The organism is Novosphingobium sp. TCA1 (assembly GCF_009811895.1).
Lineage (GTDB): Bacteria > Pseudomonadota > Alphaproteobacteria > Sphingomonadales > Sphingomonadaceae > Novosphingobium > Novosphingobium panipatense_A.
The window spans coordinates 393,523-410,785 of the sequence record NZ_BLJH01000001.1 but is presented as its reverse complement, the minus strand read 5'-3'; the positions used below and the strand labels follow the sequence as shown (position 1 = coordinate 410,785).

The window sequence follows — 17,263 nt, the reverse complement described above, 5'->3', positions numbered from 1 at the left end:
AACATGCAGAACCTTGTGAAAGCGGGACTGTTAGCCGTTCGGATGGTAGAAATCGTAAATCGTCTGCGCCACCGCCGCGCTGACGCCGGGCGCGCGCTGGAGGTCCGCCAGGCTGGCCGCGCGCACTTTGCCCGCCGTGCCGAAGTGCAGCAGCAGCGCCCGCTTGCGTGCCGGGCCGATGCCGGGGATCTCGTCGAGCGGACTGGCAGTGATCGCCCGGCTGCGCTTGGCCCGGTGCGCGCCGATGACGAAGCGGTGGACTTCGTCGCGCAGCCGCTGGAGGTGGAACAGCAGCGGCGAGTTCACCGGCAGCATCTTTTCGCGGCCGTCGGGGAAGTGGAACACCTCGCGCCCCTCGCGCCCGTGGTTCGGCCCCTTGGCGATGGCGATGAGGTTCACGTCCTCGATGCCGAGTTCCTCCAGCGCATCCTTCACCGCGCTCATCTGGCCCTTGCCGCCGTCGATCAGCACGAGGTCGGGCCAGGTGCCGCTCTCGCGCTCCGGGTCTTCCTCCTGAACCCGGCCAAAGCGGCGGGTCATCACTTCGCGCATCATCGCGAAGTCGTCGTTGCTCTGCGCCTCGCGGATGTTGAACTTGCGGTACTGGCTGGTCATGAAGCCTTCCGGCCCCGCCACCACCATCGCACCGACCGCCTTGCTGCCCTGGATATGCGAGTTGTCGTAGACTTCCACGCGCTGCGGCAGGTCCGGCAGTTCGAGGAATTCCGTCATCTCGCGCCAGATCTTGGCCTGCGAGCCACGCTCGGCCATGCGGCGGTCGAGCGCCTCCACGGCATTGCGCACGGCCTGATCCATCAGGCGGCGACGGCTGCCGCGTTGGGGCACCGATATCTCCACCTTGCCGCCCGCAAGTTCGCGAAAAGCCTCGGCCATGAGTTCGGCCTCGGGCAGTTCACGGTCGACCAGGATCGTGCGCGCAGGCGGCACTTCCTCGTAGAACTGGGCGAGGAAGCTCTGGAACACCTCCTCTTCCGACAGCCCCTCCGTATGGGTCGGGAAGAAGGCGCGGTGGCCCCAGTTCTGGCCGCCGCGAATGAAGAAGGCCTGGACGCCGATCTGGCCGTTCTTGCAGGCCATGGCGAAGATGTCGGCGCTGTCCATGCCTTCGGCGTTGATCGCCTGACTGCCCTGGATGAAAGTTGCCGCGCGCAGGCGATCGCGCAGCATCGCCGCCCGCTCGAAGTCCAGCGCCGCGGCGGCCTCGGCCATCTGGCTCTCAATCTTCTTCTGCACCGCGCCCGACTTGCCGCCCAGGAAGTCCTTGGCTTCCTTCACGAGTTCGCCGTAGCCCGCCTCGTCGATCCGGCCGACGCAGGGCGCCGAGCAGCGCTTGATCTGGTAGAGCAGACAGGGCCGGTCACGCCGCGCGAAGAAACTGTCGGTGCAGGAGCGCAGCAGGAACAGCTTCTGCAGCGCGTTGATCGTGGTGTTCACCGAACCGGCGCTGGCGAAGGGGCCGTAGTAATTGCCCTTCATCTTGCGCGCCCCGCGATGCTTCATGATACGCGGGAAGTCGTGCTCCGCGCGCAGCAGGATGAAGGGGAACGACTTGTCGTCGCGCAGCAGCACGTTGTAGGCCGGGCGGAAGCGCTTGATCAACTGCGCTTCCAGCAGCAGCGCCTCGGCCTCGGAATTGGTGGTTACGATGGTCATGCTGCGCGTCTGGCTGACCATGCGCTGGAGGCGCCCGGGCAGGCGCTCCCACTGGGTATAGTTGGCAACACGGTTGCGCAGCACCCGCGCCTTGCCGACATAGAGCACGTCGCCGCGCGCATCCTGCATGCGGTAGACGCCGGGTCGCGGCGGCAGCGTGCGCACGACTTCGCGGATCGCCTCGACGCCCGCCTGGAGGTCCGGCTGGTCTGAGCCGCGCAGGACGAACGTCGCCCGCTCCTCGTTGAAGCGTTCGGTGCCCTTGGGGTGTTCGGGAGTTCCGGCAGGTGTTCGCGCCATCAGCGCCAGATAGAGATTGATGCGCCGAAGGGGAAGACCGTCGTCCCGGACTTGATCCGGGACCGCTGGCCGTGAACGGCCCACCCCACGGCAGGGCGCCTCTCCCGCAAGCTATCGCCTCAAGAACTGCCAGCGGTCCCGGATCAAGTCCGGGACGACGTGGGGTTCAGAACATCTTGCGGAAGTCTATGCCCAGCACCCTGCCCTCCGGCGCGCGGTAGGCGGCTTGGTAGGCCAGCGGAACGTCGCCGTTCTGGTCGGTGACTTTCTGCCGCGAATCGAGCAGGTTGTCCGCCACCAGCGAAAGCCGCGCGCCCTTGAGGAATGGCACTTTCGCCACGAGATCGGCATTCTTGCCGAGATCCGCGAAGATCCGCAGGTTCACGTCGAACGTGCTGCCGAAGCGCAAGTCCGAACTGGTCGGCGCGCCGCTGCCGTTGACATGGGTGGGCGCGTCCCACTCGGCCTTGAGGCGGATGCCGTAGCCGTTCTTGAAGACGCCGCCCTCGGCCTCGATGGCATGGCGCGGCACCCCGCCCGAAGTGAGCGCCTCGCCGTTCAACTGGTCCAGCACGGGCACCCCGTCCGCGATCGTCACGCGGTCGGTAAAGCGCCAGGTGTGGTAGACCGAGAGGTTCCAGCGCCCGCCCTTTCCGCCGGGACCGCCCGGAGGTGGCCCACCGGCCGGAGGACCGCCCGCCCCGCCAGGCTTGCCCCCCGCGCCCTGCGGACCAGCCCCCGAAGGACCGGCACCCCTGGGGCCTGCGCCCGGCGGAGGACCGCCGAAGCCGCCTTCCTGCTGCTTGCCCAGATTGCCGGACAAGTTGAGGCCCCAGCGGATGCTGGAACTGGTTTCCTTGTCAAAGGTCACCGCGCGCTGGTCCACGTAAGTCAGGTTGCCGTCGGCATCGCGCTGCACCCTGTCCGGGAAGGCCGCCTCTACCGCGGAAGTCAGCATCGGGAACGATTCGGTGACGTTCGAGGAGCGGTTGCGGAAATACTCCACAAGGAGATTGGAGCGCTCCATGAACGGCAGCTCCCATGTGGCCGAGAGCTTGATGTCGCGCTGCGTTTCCTTGGCCAGATCCTGGTTGCCGCCGCTCAGCACCGTCACCAGCGCGGTGGAATTGGTGGTGAAGTCGTAGACCGAGACATTGTAGGTCAGCACGTTCGGCGCGCCGAGCTGGGCCAGTGTCGGCGCCGCCTGCTCGACGATGTAGCTGGCCTGGAACGACAGCTTCTCGGTCGGGGACCAGGTCAGCCCCGCGCTCCAGTTGGTGAGCGTGCCGAAGTCGGAAAGATGGTTGAGCCCGCCGCTGAGATTGAGCGCCAGATCGCCGATCCCGCCGAGGAAGTCCCCGCGGCTAGTCAGCGGAACCGCCAGGTTGACGCCCGCCGAAACGTCGCCGCGCGTCAGCGTGCTCTGCGAGAAGGTGTCCGACCGCGTCTCGCTCTGCACGCGGCTGAAATCGTAGCCGCCCTTGAAGGTAAGGTTGGCGTCGCCGGCGGGCATGCTGAACGGCATGCCGGAAAGCGTGGCGAGCGAGGACAGCGAAAGCGTGCGGCTGCGCGCCGTATCCACGCCCGCGCCGGGGATCGAAGGCAGCGCGCCGGCGATATCGAGCGTGCCCGCCGCGGCCGCGTCCTCCAGCGAGGAAAGGTCGCGCTTGCGGTCGATCCGCGTATTGGCATCGATATAGCTGCCGTCGCCGGTGACATTGAACATCCAGCGGCCGACCATGGTGTTATAGCCCAGCCCTGCCTCGAAGGTATCGGTGACGACGCGGGTGGTCAGCGGATCGGGCAGAGTGCGCAAGGCGCTGGTGCCCGAAGGCGCGGTCAGCGTCACGCTGTCGAGACCGGAGAGCGAGGTGGTTTCGCCGTGGGTGAAGGAGCCATTGGCGGTGATCGACCCGCCCAGCCCCTGCTCGCCCAAGTTCTGGGTGAGCGTGCCGTTGAGGACGAGTTCGGAATCGGCGGAGACCAGGCTGCGGTAGCGCGCCGGATCGGGATCGCCCGCCACGGTGGGCTGGGTTCCCTCGGCCTGCTTCACGTTCCGCTCGTCCTCGGTCAGCATCGAGGTGTCGGTATACTTGGCGTTGAAGTTATAGCGGCGCGGCCCGGCGATCTTCACCACGCCGCTTTCCAGTTCGTAATTGTCGGCACCGCCGCGCGTCGGGCGATTGTATTCGCCCGCGACCGTCGTGGCCGAGAACCTGTCCTTGAGGATCAGGTTCACTACCCGCTGGTTGGCCGAATAGCCGAAGCGCAGCGCGACTTCCTCGGGCAGGACTTCCAGCTTGCGGATCGCCTCGGGCGGGATGTTGCGCATCTCGCGGAAGCTGGTGATGCGCTGGCCGTTGACCAGGATCACCGGCGTTCCCGTGCCGCGCCCGCGTCCGCTGCCGGTCTGGGGCGAGATCGCGTCGATCAGGTCGCCGATCGAATCCACGCCGTAGGCGGCAATGTCGTCCTCGTCGAACGTCGCGATCGGCTGGTTGGGAACATCGAGCTGCCCCTGGATGCGCGGCGCCACGACGACGATGTCGGCGCCCGTCACTTCCAGCGGATCATCGTCCTTCTCGTCGTCCTGCGGGCCTGCCGGATCCGTCGCGTCGCCCGGCGCGGCAATCCCTGCTCCCGCCACGGACGTCGCCGCCACCGTCACGGCGGTGGGAGACGAAAGTGCCTGAGCTTGGGCAAGCGCCGGCACACAGACACCGGCAAACAAAGGCCCAAGCAGGGGGACGAAATGAACGCGCCGCAATTTAAATCTCCGTCACGGCGGAACTTTCCCCGCCCTTTTCGAACCTTACACAAGGTCCACCGGGCTGATGCCGCGACTGCGAAGGTCCTGCAAGACAGCGGCGCGTAACTTTTTGTCGCACCTATCGCGCAGTTGTCGCAGGTGGTTGGTTTTCTAAAAAATGCCCGATGGGCATTTTTAATGCGGCGACGGCCCGAGTCTTTGTTGGGTGCGCCATTCGCATCCGCGAATGGCTTGCGGCACCGGCCCACGCCCCCACCCGACCTCCCATCCAGGATACACTGTTGTGGGAGGTCGGGTGGGGGCGTGGGCCGGTGCCGCCAAAATCCGCCAAGGGCGGATTTTCAAACAACCCTACAAATATTCGTGCGGCATTTTTGAAACGGCGCGGCATGAAAATGCGTTATCGGCAAGCCGCACCCGCGACTTCGAACGGCAAGGCTTCCATTTTCGGTGAGTCGTGGCTATGGCGCGCCGCAATCATGCAGCAAGCTCACAGGTATTGATCGCCGATGGCGAAAGAAGAACTCCTTGAAATGCGCGGCCGGGTCGTGGAACTCCTGCCCAATGCGATGTTCCGCGTAGAGCTGGAAAACGGCCACGAGATCCTCGGCCACACTGCCGGCAAGATGCGCAAGAACCGCATCCGCGTTCTGGTGGGCGACGAAGTGCTCGTCGAACTGACCCCCTACGACCTCACCAAGGGTCGCATCACCTACCGCTTCATGCCTGGTCGCGGTGGCCCCGGTCAGTACTGATCTCGCGTTTCCCGAGGGAGACGTGACGGCTTCCCCGCAAGAACCGCGGCTGGTGCTCGCTTCGGCCAGCCCGCGTCGGCGCGAACTGATCGGTCGGCTGGGCCTGACGCCCGCCGCGATCATGGCCGCCGACATCGACGAGACTCCGAACGCCGGGGAAGTGCCGCGCGCCTATGCCCGCCGCATGGCGCGCGAAAAAGCGCTGGCCATCCACGCAGAAGGCACTCATGTCCTGGCCGGTGACACCGTGGTCGCCTGCGGACGCCGGATTCTCCCCAAGGCCGAAGACGAAGCCACCGCGCGGGCCTGCCTCGCGCTGCTGTCCGGCCGCCGCCACCGCGTGCTTTCCGCCATTGCCCTGAAATCGCCAGACGAAAGCCTGCGCGAACGGCTTTCCGAGACGGTCGTGCGCTTCAAGCCGCTGTCGCGGCAGGAAATCGATTCCTACATCCTCGGCGGCGAATGGGACGGCAAGGCGGGTGGCTACGCGATCCAGGGCAGCGCCGAAGGCCTGATCGTCTCGATCAGCGGCAGCCATTCCGGCGTCGTCGGCCTCCCCCTGTTCGAAACCCGCGCCTTGCTGAAAGCGGCAGGATTCGCGATTGGCTGAATGGCTGGTCGAGGACGGGATCGGCGAAAGCCGCGCGGTCCTGGTCGAGAACGGGGACGTCCTGGCCGCACGGCTGCAATGGGACGGCGGCCTGCTTCCCGGTGAAATCGCGGACGCCGTCCTGATCGCCCGCGCGAAAGGCGCCCGGCGCGGCACCTTGCGCTTTCCCTCCGGCGAAGAGGCCCTGGTCGACGGGCTTTCCGCAGAAGCCAGCGAAGGCGCGCCGCTCCGCGCAGTCGTGACCCGCGCCGCCATGGCCGAGACCGGCCGCCTCAAGCGCGCCCAGGCCAAGGAGACGCGGCTGGCGCCTCGCCCTGCGCCGCCGCTTGCCGAATCGCTGCGGTCCGGCGGACTGCCCGTCCGCAAGCTCCGCGCTTTCCCGGAGGATCCCTGGCCGGAAATCTTCGCGGAGGCCCTGGACGGAGAAATCGCCTTCGACGGCGGCGCGATACTGGTGATCCCGACCCCGGCCATGACCCTCATCGACATCGACGGCACCCTGCCCCCGCGCGCACTGGCCCTCGCCGCGATCCCGGCGATCGCCCGCGCCGTCGACATGTTCGACCTCGGCGGCTCGATCGGCATCGACTTTCCCTCGCTGGAGGGCAAGGAGGATCGCCGCACCGTGGACGAGGCCGTCGCCGCCGCGCTCGATCACTGGCCGCACCAGCGCACGGCGATGAACGGCTTCGGGTTCGTCCATCTCGTGGCCCGGCTGGAGCGCCCCTCGATGCTGCACCGCCTGCGCCACGACCGCGCCGGGGCCTGTGCCCGCCTCCTGCTGCGACAGGCCGAACGCATAGAGGCGCCGGGAACGCTGCTGCTGACCGCTCATCCCCGCGTGCGGGCGCAAGTGCGCCCCGAATGGGAAGCGGAACTCGCGCGCCGCACCGGACGCAGGCTGGCCTGGCGGGAAGATGCCGCCCTTGCACTGGGCGGCGGATTCGCGCAGGCGATCTCGTCATGAGCGAAAACACCCCCCTCAGTACCAATGCCATCAGGGCCAATGCCAAGTGCCCGATCTGCGGAAAGCCCCGCAAGGCGGAACACGCCCCGTTCTGCTCCAAGGCCTGCCGTGACCGCGACCTGCTGCAATGGCTGGGAGACGGCTATGCCCTTCCCGGCCCGTCCGCGCCGCAAATCCCGGACCCGGACATTTATCCACAAGACGATTGAAACGCGTTTGTCATTTTAGGGTTGCCAAGCCGGTTCATGTTCTCCATAGGCCCGCCACCAGCAGCGAACGGCCGCTCCGGCAGTCGGAAAATTCGCTGAAAAGCTTGGTCAAGCATGGTTGGCCCGGGTAGCTCAGTTGGTAGAGCACATGACTGAAAATCATGGTGTCGGCGGTTCGATCCCGTCCCCGGGCACCACTCTCTTCGGAGGGTGGTGCCTTTTTCTTTGCGGCTTTAACCTTCCGAAAATCTACAAACGTTAGCTTCCGACTAGAGTGAGGGGCGAACGCTTCGGTGCGTTCCACAGTGAACACAGGGTCCGAATAGGTGGCAGAAATGCTGCCGATTCGAGAAAAATCTGCAAATGCAGGGATTTTCGGACCAGACTTTCACGTATAAATACGATGTTAACCATTAGTTGTCAGTCCTCTCAAGGCAACAACGGGGATCGTCATGCGCATTGATGCGAGGAATCTGCTGGACCGCCTGGGCCGCAACGAATTCGCCTATAAGGAATTCGAAGACCGCTTTTCCGACCTGGAACTCTGGCCAATCCTGGAGGCATTGCTGCGCGATCCGCGTCTGCAGACGCTGGACCAGACCAACGTCGAAAATGCGGCGCCCGAGATCGAAAGTTCCGACCCGGAGCTGTCCGCAGAGCCGCTGAAGAACCTCTTCAGCCGTTACGAGCAACAATCGGTTTCGCCTTCGATTGCAAAATCAGTTGTTGAAGAGCCTGCTCGCGATGTACGAGCGATGCTGCGTCATTTGTCGGATCTTGGCGCACGGGGGGAAATCTAATGCCGATGATCGTATGTCACGGCCCCAAGGGGGGTGCCGGGAACACTTTCGTTGCCGCCCATCTGGCGATGGGACTGTCGGCGCAGGGCGCGGACGTCACGGTGGTGAGCGTCGCCGCGCGCGATACGTTGCCGCTGCACTTCGGCCTTTCGCCCGCCACCTCGCTGCCCGCGATCACCGCCCCTGCCGATGAGGCCGTGCTGGTCGGCGGTATCAACCTGCGCAGCTGGCGCCGCGCGGCCGAAGATCTCGATTTCGTGCCGATGCTGGGCGAGCTGGGCTACTTCCAGCCCGGCAAGGAGCGCGTGCTGGTGGTTGACGTGCCCTCGGGCGAAACCCGTCTTGCGCGGCGCCTGATCGAGCATGCCTGCGCCCATGTCTGCACGATCACCGCGCAGCCCGATACCCTGGCCCTGCTCCCGCAGGTCTTCGGCGAGGCCGGAGCCGAAGGACTGGCCCGCACCGCTTTCGTCATCAACGCGCTGGACGAAACGCGCCGCCTCGGCCGCCACGGCGCCGCCTTCATCCGCGAACTGGCCGGGTCGCGCCTGATCGGCCGGATCCGCCTGGACGAGGCCGTGCCCGAAGCCATCGCCACCTTGCAGACGCTCGGGCGCTATGCCCCCGCCAGCGTCGCATTGTCGGACGTGCAGCAGATCGCGGAGGCCGTCGCCCCCACGCTCGATTCGACCGCAAGTGCCTGGGTAGCGCCGGTGAGCCTCGCCGCATGATCCGAAATCTCGTTTCGCACCGCGCCGTCAGACTTCTGGCGATCGTCCCGATCGCGCTGATCGCGGCCATGGTGATCGGGGTCCCTCTCGACACCAATGCCCAGTGGATGTTCGCGGGCGTGACGATTCTCGGCACTCTGGTGATGAAGCGCTGGCCGGGCCGTAAGGGTTCGCTGGCGCTCGGCCTGCTCGCCGTGCTCATGTCCACGCGCTACATGTTCTGGCGCACCACGCAGACGCTGGCGTTCGGCACCCTGCCCGAATTCCTGTTCGGCACCGGTCTCTACCTGGCGGAACTCTACGCCTGGGTCATCCTGATCCTGGGCTTCATCCAGACCAGCTGGCCGCTCGACCGCCCGGTGATCGAACCCAAGGGCGATCCCGAGACCTGGCCCACGGTCGACATCTACATCCCCACCTACAACGAAAGCCTGGAGATCGTGCGCAACACGGTCTTCGCGGCGATGGACCTCGACTATCCGGTCGATCGCTACCGCATCTTCATCCTCGATGACGGCAAGCGTCCCGAATTCCGCGCCTTCGCCAAGGAGGCCGGCTGCGGCTACCTGACCCGCGACAACAACCTCCACGCCAAGGCGGGCAATCTCAACGCGGCGATGAAGAAGACCGACGGCGAACTGATCGCCATCTTCGACTGCGACCACGTTCCCACCCGCGCCTTCCTGCAGCTGACCGTGGGCTGGTTCCAGACCGACCCGCGCCTTGCCCTGCTCCAGACTCCGCACCACATGTATTCGCCCGATCCGGTGCAGCGCAATCTCGCGTCCACCATGGGCGAGATGCCCGGCGAGGGCGACTTGTTCTACGGCCCGGTCCAGGGCGGCAACGACTTGTGGAACGCCGCGTTCTTCTGCGGTTCCTGCGCGATCATCCGCCGCGAGGCGCTGATGGAGACCAACGGCTTCGCGGGCGAGACCGTGACCGAAGACGCCCATACCGCGCTCAAGCTCCAGCGCACCGGCTGGAACACCGCCTATATCAGCGCGCGCCTTTCCGCCGGTCTCGCCACCGAGCGCCTGGTGCTCCACGTCGGCCAGCGCATCCGCTGGGCGCGCGGCATGACGCAGATCCTGCGCATCGACTGCCCGCTGTTCGGCAAGGGCCTGACCTGGCAGCAGCGCCTTTGTTACCTGAACGCGATGCTGCACTTCCAGTATCCGCTGCCGCGCATCGCCTTCCTGACCAGCCCGCTCGCCTACCTGATCTTCGGCCAGAACATCATCCAGGCCTCCGCCTCGCTGATCTTCGCCTATGCGATGCCGCACCTGTTCTGCTCCTCGGTCGCCAACGAGCGCACCCAGGGCGGCGATCGCCGTCCCTTCTGGGGCGAAGTCTACGAGACGATCCTGGCCTTCCACCTCGTGAAGCCGACGGTCATGACCTGGTTCCAGCCCCGCAAGGGCAAGTTCAACGTGACCGACAAGGGCTCGCTGCTCGACAAGACCTATTTCGACTGGGACGTCGTCAAGCCGCACCTGATCTGCATCGCCCTGCTCGTCGGCGGCATGCTGCTGGCTTTCGTGAAATGGGCGTTCTTCCCCTACATGTTCAACATCCAGACCGACACGCTGGTGCTGAACTGCGCCTGGGCCAGCTTCAGCCTGATCATCCTGCTCGCCGCCGTATCAGTGGCGCGCGAGACCCGTCAGGCCCGGCAGGACATTCGCATTCCCGTGGCGCTTCCGGTTACCGCCTATCTCGCCTCGGGCCATGTCGTCAGCGCGACCACGATCGACATCTCGATGGGCGGCGCAGCACTTTCCCTGCCCGCCGAACTGCCGCAGCGCGACGTCGACGTGACTCACATCACCATGGCCATGGGCGACGAAGTCCTGTCCATCCCGGTGAGGACCATGCGTACCCGCGCCAGCAACGCCTATGTCCGCTTCGAACAGCTGGACATGCTGGCCAACCGCCATCTCGTGCGCGCCGTCATGGGCCGCGCCGACGCCTGGCAGCCGACCGGCCCCAATCCGCAAGTCAGCGGGCTTCGCTCGCTGGCCGATATCATTCTTGTCGACATGGTGACGATCAAGCGCATGCTGCGTCTCAATTTCTCAGAACGCCGGGCGATGGCCGCCTTTGCACCTCTCACGCCCGATCTTCCCGCACCGACGGACAAGAAAGACAGTTCCGGTAAGGGCAAGCGCTCGCTGCTGCCGCTGGCCAAGGCGGCAGGCCTTGCCGCCGCGCTGGCGCTGGGCGTCGCCACGATCGTGTTCGGCAGCCGGGAAGTCCACGCTGCTCCGGTTCCGGCGCGTAGCCCGGCCCAGAGTCAAACGCAGAGTCAGGCTCAGGCTCAGAACAAGCCCGCAGGCGCCGCTCAGGCGGATGCGGCAGAGGCCCCGCGCAGCGGACTCGGCGAAAGGCTGACCTTCAAGGACATGCGCGTCTCGCGCCCCATCCGCCTTCAGGGCACCCAGGGCGAGATCGGCATCCCCTTCGGCATGCGCCAGGACCGCGTCGTCACCTCGGCGGTGCTCACGCTCCAGCTTTCCTGGTCGGCCCAGATGCTGGACGACCTCAGCCAGCTCGTCGTCATCGTCAACGGCGAAGTCGTGCAGGCGGTGCCGCTGACGCGCGGCGAGGCGGGCGGCCAGGTGCTGCGCATCCCCGTCAACGCCGCGCTGCTGCTGCCGGGCGACAACCAGCTCAACATCCGGTTCCTGGGCCACTACGCGCGGGACTGCGAAGACCCGTTCCACAGCTCGCTCTGGACGAACATCAGCAACACCCGCTCGTTCCTCGACGTCGAGTATCAGGCGCTGACCTTCCAGCCCGACCTCTCGCGCCTGCCCCTGCCGTTCTTCGACAAGGGCCAGAACGTGCCCCTGCGCATGCCGTTCGTCTTCGCCGGACAGCCGCACAAGGGCGAACTCGAAGCCGCCGCCGCAACGGCATCGTGGCTCGGATCGCTGGCGTCCTATCGCGGGTTCTCGTTCAAGCCGGTCTACGGCGCGCTGCCGAAGGGCAATGCGGTGGTCTTCCTCAAGGCCGGACAGTCGATCCCCGGCCTCGACATCGCCCCAGCCACCGGCCCCGCTGCCGCCGCGCTGCGCAACCCGGTCGACCCCACCGGCACCCTGCTCGTGCTGATGGGCCGCAACGACGCCGATTTGCGCGTCGCCGCCGGTGCCGTCGCGCTGGGACGCGGCGTGTTCGGCGGACAGCGCATGACCTTCGACGGCGTGCGCATACCCGCCTGGCCGCGCTACGGCGCGCTGCGCTGGATCTCCACCGACAAGCCGGTGCAGCTCGGCAAGATCATGACCGGCTACCAGCTCCAGGGCACCGGCTTCCGCCCCGGCCCGCTGAGCGCCAGCTTCCGCGTCGCGCCCGACCTGTTCTTCTGGCCCCGCGAAGGCGGCCGCCTGAACCTGACCTATCGCTATCCGGTGGCCGACTGGCTGGACCAGCGCGCCTCGCGCCTCGATGCCTCGCTCAACGGCCAGTACCTCAAGACCCTGCCGCTCAGCTCGCCCTGGTGGAGCAACCTGTTCGGCGCCCGGGGCGCCAAGAGCCAGGATTCCTCGGCCACCGTCGTGCTGCCGCGCTACAACCTGTTCGGCCAGAACGAACTGACGCTCGACTACAACCTGATCATCGCCGACAAGAAGAAGTGTACCGGCACCCTGCCGGAGAACGTGCGCACCTCGATCGATCCCACCAGCACGATCGACCTGACTTCGGCCTACCACGCCATCCTGATGCCCGACCTCGCGACGTTCGCGGGCGCCGGCTTCCCCTTCACGGTGGCGCCGGATCTGGCCGAGACGACCGTGGTGATGGCCGCCAACCCCTCGCCCACGTCGGTCGAGGCGTTCCTGGCGCTGATGGGCCGCTTCGGCGATTCCACCGGCGTTCCCGTCACCGCCATCACCGTCAGCTCCTCGGCCAGCGCCAGCGAGCTGCAGGACCAGGACGTGCTCGTCATCGGCGGCGTCGAACTGGCCTCCGCCGGTTCGCTGTTCGACAAGGCGCCGGTCCGCTACGTCAACGGCCACCTCGAAGTCACCGAGCGCTCTCCGCTGCAATATGCCACCTCGTTCTTCGGCGGCACCGAGCAGAGCGACCCGATGGCCGCCGCCCCGCTCGTCTACAATGCGCGCGGGTTCTCGGGGATCGTCAGCTTCCGTTCGCCCTATTCCTCGGATCGTACCGTCGTCGCCCTGCTGGCCGACAATGCGGGCGCCCTGCCCACCCTTGTCGACGGCATGGCCGACGTGAAGATTAATGCCGCGATCCAGGGTGACCTTGCCGTCACCAAGGGGGACGGCATGACCAGCTTCGCCATCGGCGACCGCTACTGGATCGGCTCGCTGCCGGTCTGGATGAAGCTCGCCTACTGGTTCAGCCAGCGCCCGATGCTGATGGGCCTGTTCTCGCTGTTCCTGGCCGCCATCCTGGCCGGCCCGACCTACCTCTACTTCCGTCGCCAGGCCCAGCGCCGCCTCGGCAAGCAGGACGATAACGCATGAGTTCCGCGATGACCCGCCTGCGCCTGGTCGGCCTGGCCCTGCTGCTTTCCACGGCCACCACGGGAATGACCACCGGCGTCTCCCATGCCCAGGCGGCAGGCGTGGACGCACTGTTGCAACAGGCGAAGTACTGGCGCTCCAAGGGCCGCGAGGATCTGGCCCAGCAGGCACTGCGGCGCGCCAAAGCGCTCGATCCGGGCAATGCCTCGGTGAACCAGGCGCTGAACGCCCGGCCTGCCGCGCCGAAGCCGGCTGCTCCCAAACCAGCCGCTCCGAAACAGGCGGCAGCGTCGAAACCGGCGCCCAAGCCCGCTCCGGCCCGCACGCAGGCGCCCCAACCGGTCCAGCGACCGGACCGCGTCGCCGCCGCGCCCACCACGTCGGCCAATCGCGCCGGACAGGCCCGCGTCGCGGGCTTCGACGCGCTCGAAGACGGCAACCTCGCATCCGCCTCCAACCAGTTCCAGCGCGCCCTCACGGTCAATTCGCGCGATCCCGACGCACTCGGCGGCATGGGTCTGGTGCGCCTGCGCGAAAGCCGTTTCGCGGAAGCCGCCAACTATCTCGAACAGGCCTCGCGCTACGGCAAGGCCAGCCAGTGGGCCGAAGGTCTCGCCTCCGCGCGCTTCTTCGCCGGGCTGGACGATGCCCGCAATTTCGTGGCCCAGGGCCGCCTTGCCGATGCCCAGTCGGTTGCCGAAGGGCTGGTTCGTTCCGGCTACAAGGAACCGGCGCCCGCGCTCGAACTGCTGGCCGACGTCTATGAAAAGCAGGGCCGCTACGCCGACGCCGCCGACCTTTACCGCCAGGCGGGCCAGGGCGGCGGTTCCGACGACAAGCGCCTGCAGATGCGCGCCGCGCGCGGCCGCGCTCTCGCCGCCGCCGCCAACAACGACGACATGGGCGCCATGCGCGAGTTCCAGAACGGACTGGTGCTCGACCCCACCGACCCCTGGATCCGCTACGAGTTCGCGGAGTTCCAGATCCGCCGCGGCCGCCTGCCGGAAGCGGAATCGCTGGTCCGCTCGCTCGTCTCGATGAACCAGCCCGACGCGCTCTATGCCGCCGCGCTGCTCAACAACGATCTCGGCCGCGCGCCGGAAGCCGCGCGCCTGATCGAGATGATCCCCGAGGCGCAGCGCACCGCGCCGATGCGCAGCTTCGCCATCGGCGTGAAGACCGACGCCGCGATCGACCGCGCCAGGGCCATGGGTGCGAGCGGCCAGCAGGCGCAGGCCCTCGCCTCGTTGCGACAGATCGGCGCCATGCCCGCCATTCCGGTCGGCAAGCAGGCCGCCGTCGCCAATGCCCTCTACGAACTGGGCGATGTGCAGGGCGCCGCTTCGGTGGCGGAAAATGCCATGCAGGGCCAGGTCGGCGGCGTGGCCGACTACGAAGGGCTGATCGGCGTCCTCGCCCGCGTCGGCCGCGACGATCTGGCCCAGCAGGCGCTCCAGCGCGCCGGTGCCATGGCCGGAACCTCCGCCGAAGGGCAGCAGGCCTATGCGCGCATGAACGCCGCCCTGCTCGTCAGCCAGGCGGACCGTTCGCGGCAGGCCGGGCGTTTCGCCGAATCCTTCGACATCCTCCAGAATGCCTGGAGCGCCTCGCCCCAGAACATGGACATCCTTGCGGGTCTCGCCCGTCTCTACCAGACCGGCCGCATGCCCGCCCGCGCCGCGCAGACCTGGCAGCTCGTGCTCGCCCGCAAGCCGGGCGACAAGGACGCGCTGCTCGGTCTTGCCGAAACCGCGCAGGCGGCAGGCGACAACGACCTGTCGCGCCGGGCGCAGAACGACGTGCTGCGCGCCTTCCCGCAGGACTATCAGGTACGCCTCTCGCTCGCCAACGTGGAGCGCGCACGCGGCAACGACCGCGCGGCGATGAACCTCCTCAAGGAGGCGCAGAACCTCTACGCGCGCGGCCAGGGCGGCACCTCGATCGAGGGTCTGACCGGCGGCAATCCCTTTGCCGCCATGACCCCGGCAGGTGGCTCCAACCCCTTCCGCGACCGGCCCGTCGCCGCGCCGCAGCAGGTCAATCCTTTCGCGCTCGGCGGCGGCACCCGCATTCCGAGCAGCCCGGCCGCAAGCTATGGTTCGTCCGCCGGGTACGATGCCCCTTCGACTTACGCGGCGGCGCCTGCCTATGCCGCTCCGGCCACGGCAGCGGCGCCCTATCCCGCGACTGGCGGCAGCTTTGGGGGCGCCAATTTCGCAGGCGGGAGCCTTGCGGGCGGCGGCAGTTACGGCAGCTATCCAGGCAACGACGCAGGCTCGGCCACGGCCTATTCCGCCGACCCGGTCATGGCGCAGATCCAGTCGCAGATCGCCGATCTCGCCCATGACAGCGGCCCGCGCGCCGATATCGTCACCGGCTATCGCCGCCGCTCGGGCGAAGCGGGCCTCAGCCAGCTCGACGAGATCAAGGGCTCGGCACGCTTCTCCACCGATGCGCCGGGCGGCCGGGTCTATGTCAAGGCGGAAGCCTCGGTGATCGACGCGGGCCGGGCCAGCCAGTCCGGCCAGGCCCGGTTCGGCCTCAACGGGTTGATCGAGGCGGCGGCCATCGTCGCCGAGGAGCCTTCGGTATTCCCTTCGGCGGAAACCCAGAACGCATCGGGCGTGGCTTTTACCGCGGGTTACGAAAGCGACGTGGTCAAGCTGGAAGGCGGCACCACGCCGGTCGGCATGGGCAAGACCAAGGCCACCTTCCACGCCGAAGCCACCCCCAAGCTGACCGACACGGTGCGCGCCAAGGCCTTTGCCGAACTTCAGCCGGTGACCGACAGCGTGCTGTCCTATGCCGGAACCCGCGATCCGGTTACCGGCATGCGCTGGGGCCAGGTAATGCGCACGGCGGGCGGCGCCGGGCTCTCCTATGACGAGGAAGGCAACGGCGTCTATGCCGAGGGCCGCTATTATCGCTTCCGCGGCACCAACGTCGCCCGCAACGACGGTTTCGAGGCCAATGTCGGCGGCTACCTGCGCGCCTATCATGGCACCCGTTCGAACCTGACGGTGGGCCTGAACGTGAACTATCAGGGCTACGACAAGAGCCAGAACTACTTCACCTGGGGCAATGGCGGCTATTTCAGCCCGCAGAACTTCATCAGCGTCGGCTTCCCCGTGAACTACACGATGGAAGACGAAATGTTCGACATCCGTGCCTCGTTCACGCCCGGTTTCCAGAGCTACAAGCAGGATCAGACCAACCTCTATCCCATCAACGACGAGGCTCAGGCCGCGCTCGACCTGCTCAAGACGGCCAACAACGACGTGCGATCCTATTACGACAGCATCAGCAAGACCGGCTTCGCCGTTTCCAGCGACCTGTCGATCTACTACAAGCTGAGCCCGACCACCCGCATCGGCGGCGAGGCCAGCTACAATACCTTCGGATCTTATGACGAGTTTCGGAGCTTACTGGGCGTGAGACAGAATTTCGGGAGCACAGGCCGATGAAACTGCACGCATTTCCCTCTCCCCGTGCCGAGGGCGAACAGAGCGGCGCCGGGGGCCTTGCGCTCTTCGCGATGATGGCCGCGGCGGAAGTCTGCGAAGGCGCCCCCGCCGCCCAGGCGCAGGGCTTCTTCTCCGCCATCGGCAGGCGCATGGCCGCGCTGGAGCCGCTGGAAGGCGTCAGCGACGCTGCCGTGCTCGCCGCGCGGATCAACGGTTTCTGGCAGGATCTCGGCTGGGGTGAAATCCAGCTGGCCGTGGGCGACGATGCCATCGTGGTCCATCACCGCAGCCTGCCCAAGGCGATTTCGGCGGACCAGCAAGGCAGCTGGAACACGATGCTGCTCGGCCTGCTCCAGGGCGCCTACGACGCCTGGTTCCGCGTACTGGGCAGCGGTCCGGCGCTGCACACGGTGGCCCAGTGGCAGGGCGACATGGTCGAACTGCGCCACGGGCGCTGAACCCTTTCCCGTCGATCAACGAACGA

The 17,263-nt window shown here is 66.9% G+C and carries 11 protein-coding genes and 1 tRNA gene; 10 read left to right on the top strand and 2 right to left on the bottom strand.

Annotated features, from left to right (window positions below):
• Window positions 1–30 precede the first annotated feature (30 nt).
• On the bottom strand, window positions 31–1,974 hold the full coding sequence (gene uvrC / locus NTCA1_RS01925) for an excinuclease ABC subunit UvrC (RefSeq protein ID WP_159827732.1): 1,944 nt from the start codon (window positions 1,972–1,974) through the stop codon (window positions 31–33).
• Between the two features lie 166 nt (window positions 1,975–2,140).
• Complete coding sequence (locus NTCA1_RS01920; protein WP_159827729.1) at window positions 2,141–4,687, bottom strand: TonB-dependent receptor; 2,547 nt, start codon at window positions 4,685–4,687, stop codon at window positions 2,141–2,143.
• A gap of 566 nt (window positions 4,688–5,253) precedes the next feature.
• Between NTCA1_RS01920 and infA the strand changes: the two genes are divergently transcribed.
• From infA to bcsD, 10 genes are all read left to right on the top strand, one after another.
• Complete coding sequence (gene infA, locus NTCA1_RS01915; protein ID WP_007014967.1) at window positions 5,254–5,499, top strand: translation initiation factor IF-1; 246 nt, start codon at window positions 5,254–5,256, stop codon at window positions 5,497–5,499.
• A gap of 22 nt (window positions 5,500–5,521) precedes the next feature.
• On the top strand, window positions 5,522–6,109 hold the full coding sequence (locus tag NTCA1_RS01910; RefSeq protein ID WP_236549045.1) for a nucleoside triphosphate pyrophosphatase: 588 nt from the start codon (window positions 5,522–5,524) through the stop codon (window positions 6,107–6,109).
• Complete coding sequence (locus NTCA1_RS01905) at window positions 6,102–7,076, top strand: ribonuclease (RefSeq protein ID WP_159827722.1); 975 nt, start codon at window positions 6,102–6,104, stop codon at window positions 7,074–7,076. The genes NTCA1_RS01910 and NTCA1_RS01905 overlap by 8 nt, the downstream gene beginning before the upstream one ends.
• Window positions 7,073–7,285: a DNA gyrase inhibitor YacG gene (locus tag NTCA1_RS01900; protein ID WP_159827719.1), complete on the top strand. Its 213-nt coding sequence runs from the start codon at window positions 7,073–7,075 to the stop codon at window positions 7,283–7,285. The genes NTCA1_RS01905 and NTCA1_RS01900 overlap by 4 nt, the downstream gene beginning before the upstream one ends.
• A gap of 121 nt (window positions 7,286–7,406) precedes the next feature.
• A tRNA-Phe gene (locus tag NTCA1_RS01895) sits at window positions 7,407–7,482 on the top strand.
• Window positions 7,483–7,737: 255 nt separating this feature from the next.
• Entirely contained in the window at window positions 7,738–8,085 is a 348-nt protein-coding gene (locus NTCA1_RS01890) for a hypothetical protein (protein WP_086490434.1), read from the top strand.
• Window positions 8,085–8,816: a cellulose synthase operon protein YhjQ/BcsQ gene (locus NTCA1_RS01885; protein WP_086490435.1), complete on the top strand. Its 732-nt coding sequence runs from the start codon at window positions 8,085–8,087 to the stop codon at window positions 8,814–8,816. Before NTCA1_RS01890 ends, NTCA1_RS01885 begins: the two co-directional genes overlap by 1 nt.
• Window positions 8,813–13,315 (top strand): UDP-forming cellulose synthase catalytic subunit, encoded by a 4,503-nt coding sequence (bcsA, locus tag NTCA1_RS01880; protein ID WP_159827717.1) that lies wholly within the window; start codon window positions 8,813–8,815, stop codon window positions 13,313–13,315. Before NTCA1_RS01885 ends, bcsA begins: the two co-directional genes overlap by 4 nt.
• Before the next feature lie 8 nt (window positions 13,316–13,323).
• Window positions 13,324–16,779 (top strand): cellulose synthase subunit BcsC-related outer membrane protein, encoded by a 3,456-nt coding sequence (locus tag NTCA1_RS01875; protein WP_236549044.1) that lies wholly within the window; start codon window positions 13,324–13,326, stop codon window positions 16,777–16,779.
• Window positions 16,776–17,237 (top strand): cellulose biosynthesis protein BcsD, encoded by a 462-nt coding sequence (gene bcsD / locus NTCA1_RS01870; protein WP_086490438.1) that lies wholly within the window; start codon window positions 16,776–16,778, stop codon window positions 17,235–17,237. Before NTCA1_RS01875 ends, bcsD begins: the two co-directional genes overlap by 4 nt.
• Window positions 17,238–17,263: the final 26 nt, after the last annotated feature.

Coding starts and splice junctions, on each gene's coding strand:
- NTCA1_RS01875 (WP_236549044.1), top strand. CDS start 13,324: ATGACCCGCCTGCGCCTGGTCGGCCTGGCCCTGCTGCTTTCCACGGCC.
- NTCA1_RS01890 (WP_086490434.1), top strand. CDS start 7,738: ATGCGCATTGATGCGAGGAATCTGCTGGACCGCCTGGGCCGCAACGAA.
- uvrC (WP_159827732.1), bottom strand. CDS start 1,974: ATGGCGCGAACACCTGCCGGAACTCCCGAACACCCCAAGGGCACCGAA.
- bcsD (WP_086490438.1), top strand. CDS start 16,776: ATGAAACTGCACGCATTTCCCTCTCCCCGTGCCGAGGGCGAACAGAGC.
- bcsA (WP_159827717.1), top strand. CDS start 8,813: ATGATCCGAAATCTCGTTTCGCACCGCGCCGTCAGACTTCTGGCGATC.
- infA (WP_007014967.1), top strand. CDS start 5,254: ATGGCGAAAGAAGAACTCCTTGAAATGCGCGGCCGGGTCGTGGAACTC.
- NTCA1_RS01885 (WP_086490435.1), top strand. CDS start 8,085: ATGCCGATGATCGTATGTCACGGCCCCAAGGGGGGTGCCGGGAACACT.
- NTCA1_RS01900 (WP_159827719.1), top strand. CDS start 7,073: ATGAGCGAAAACACCCCCCTCAGTACCAATGCCATCAGGGCCAATGCC.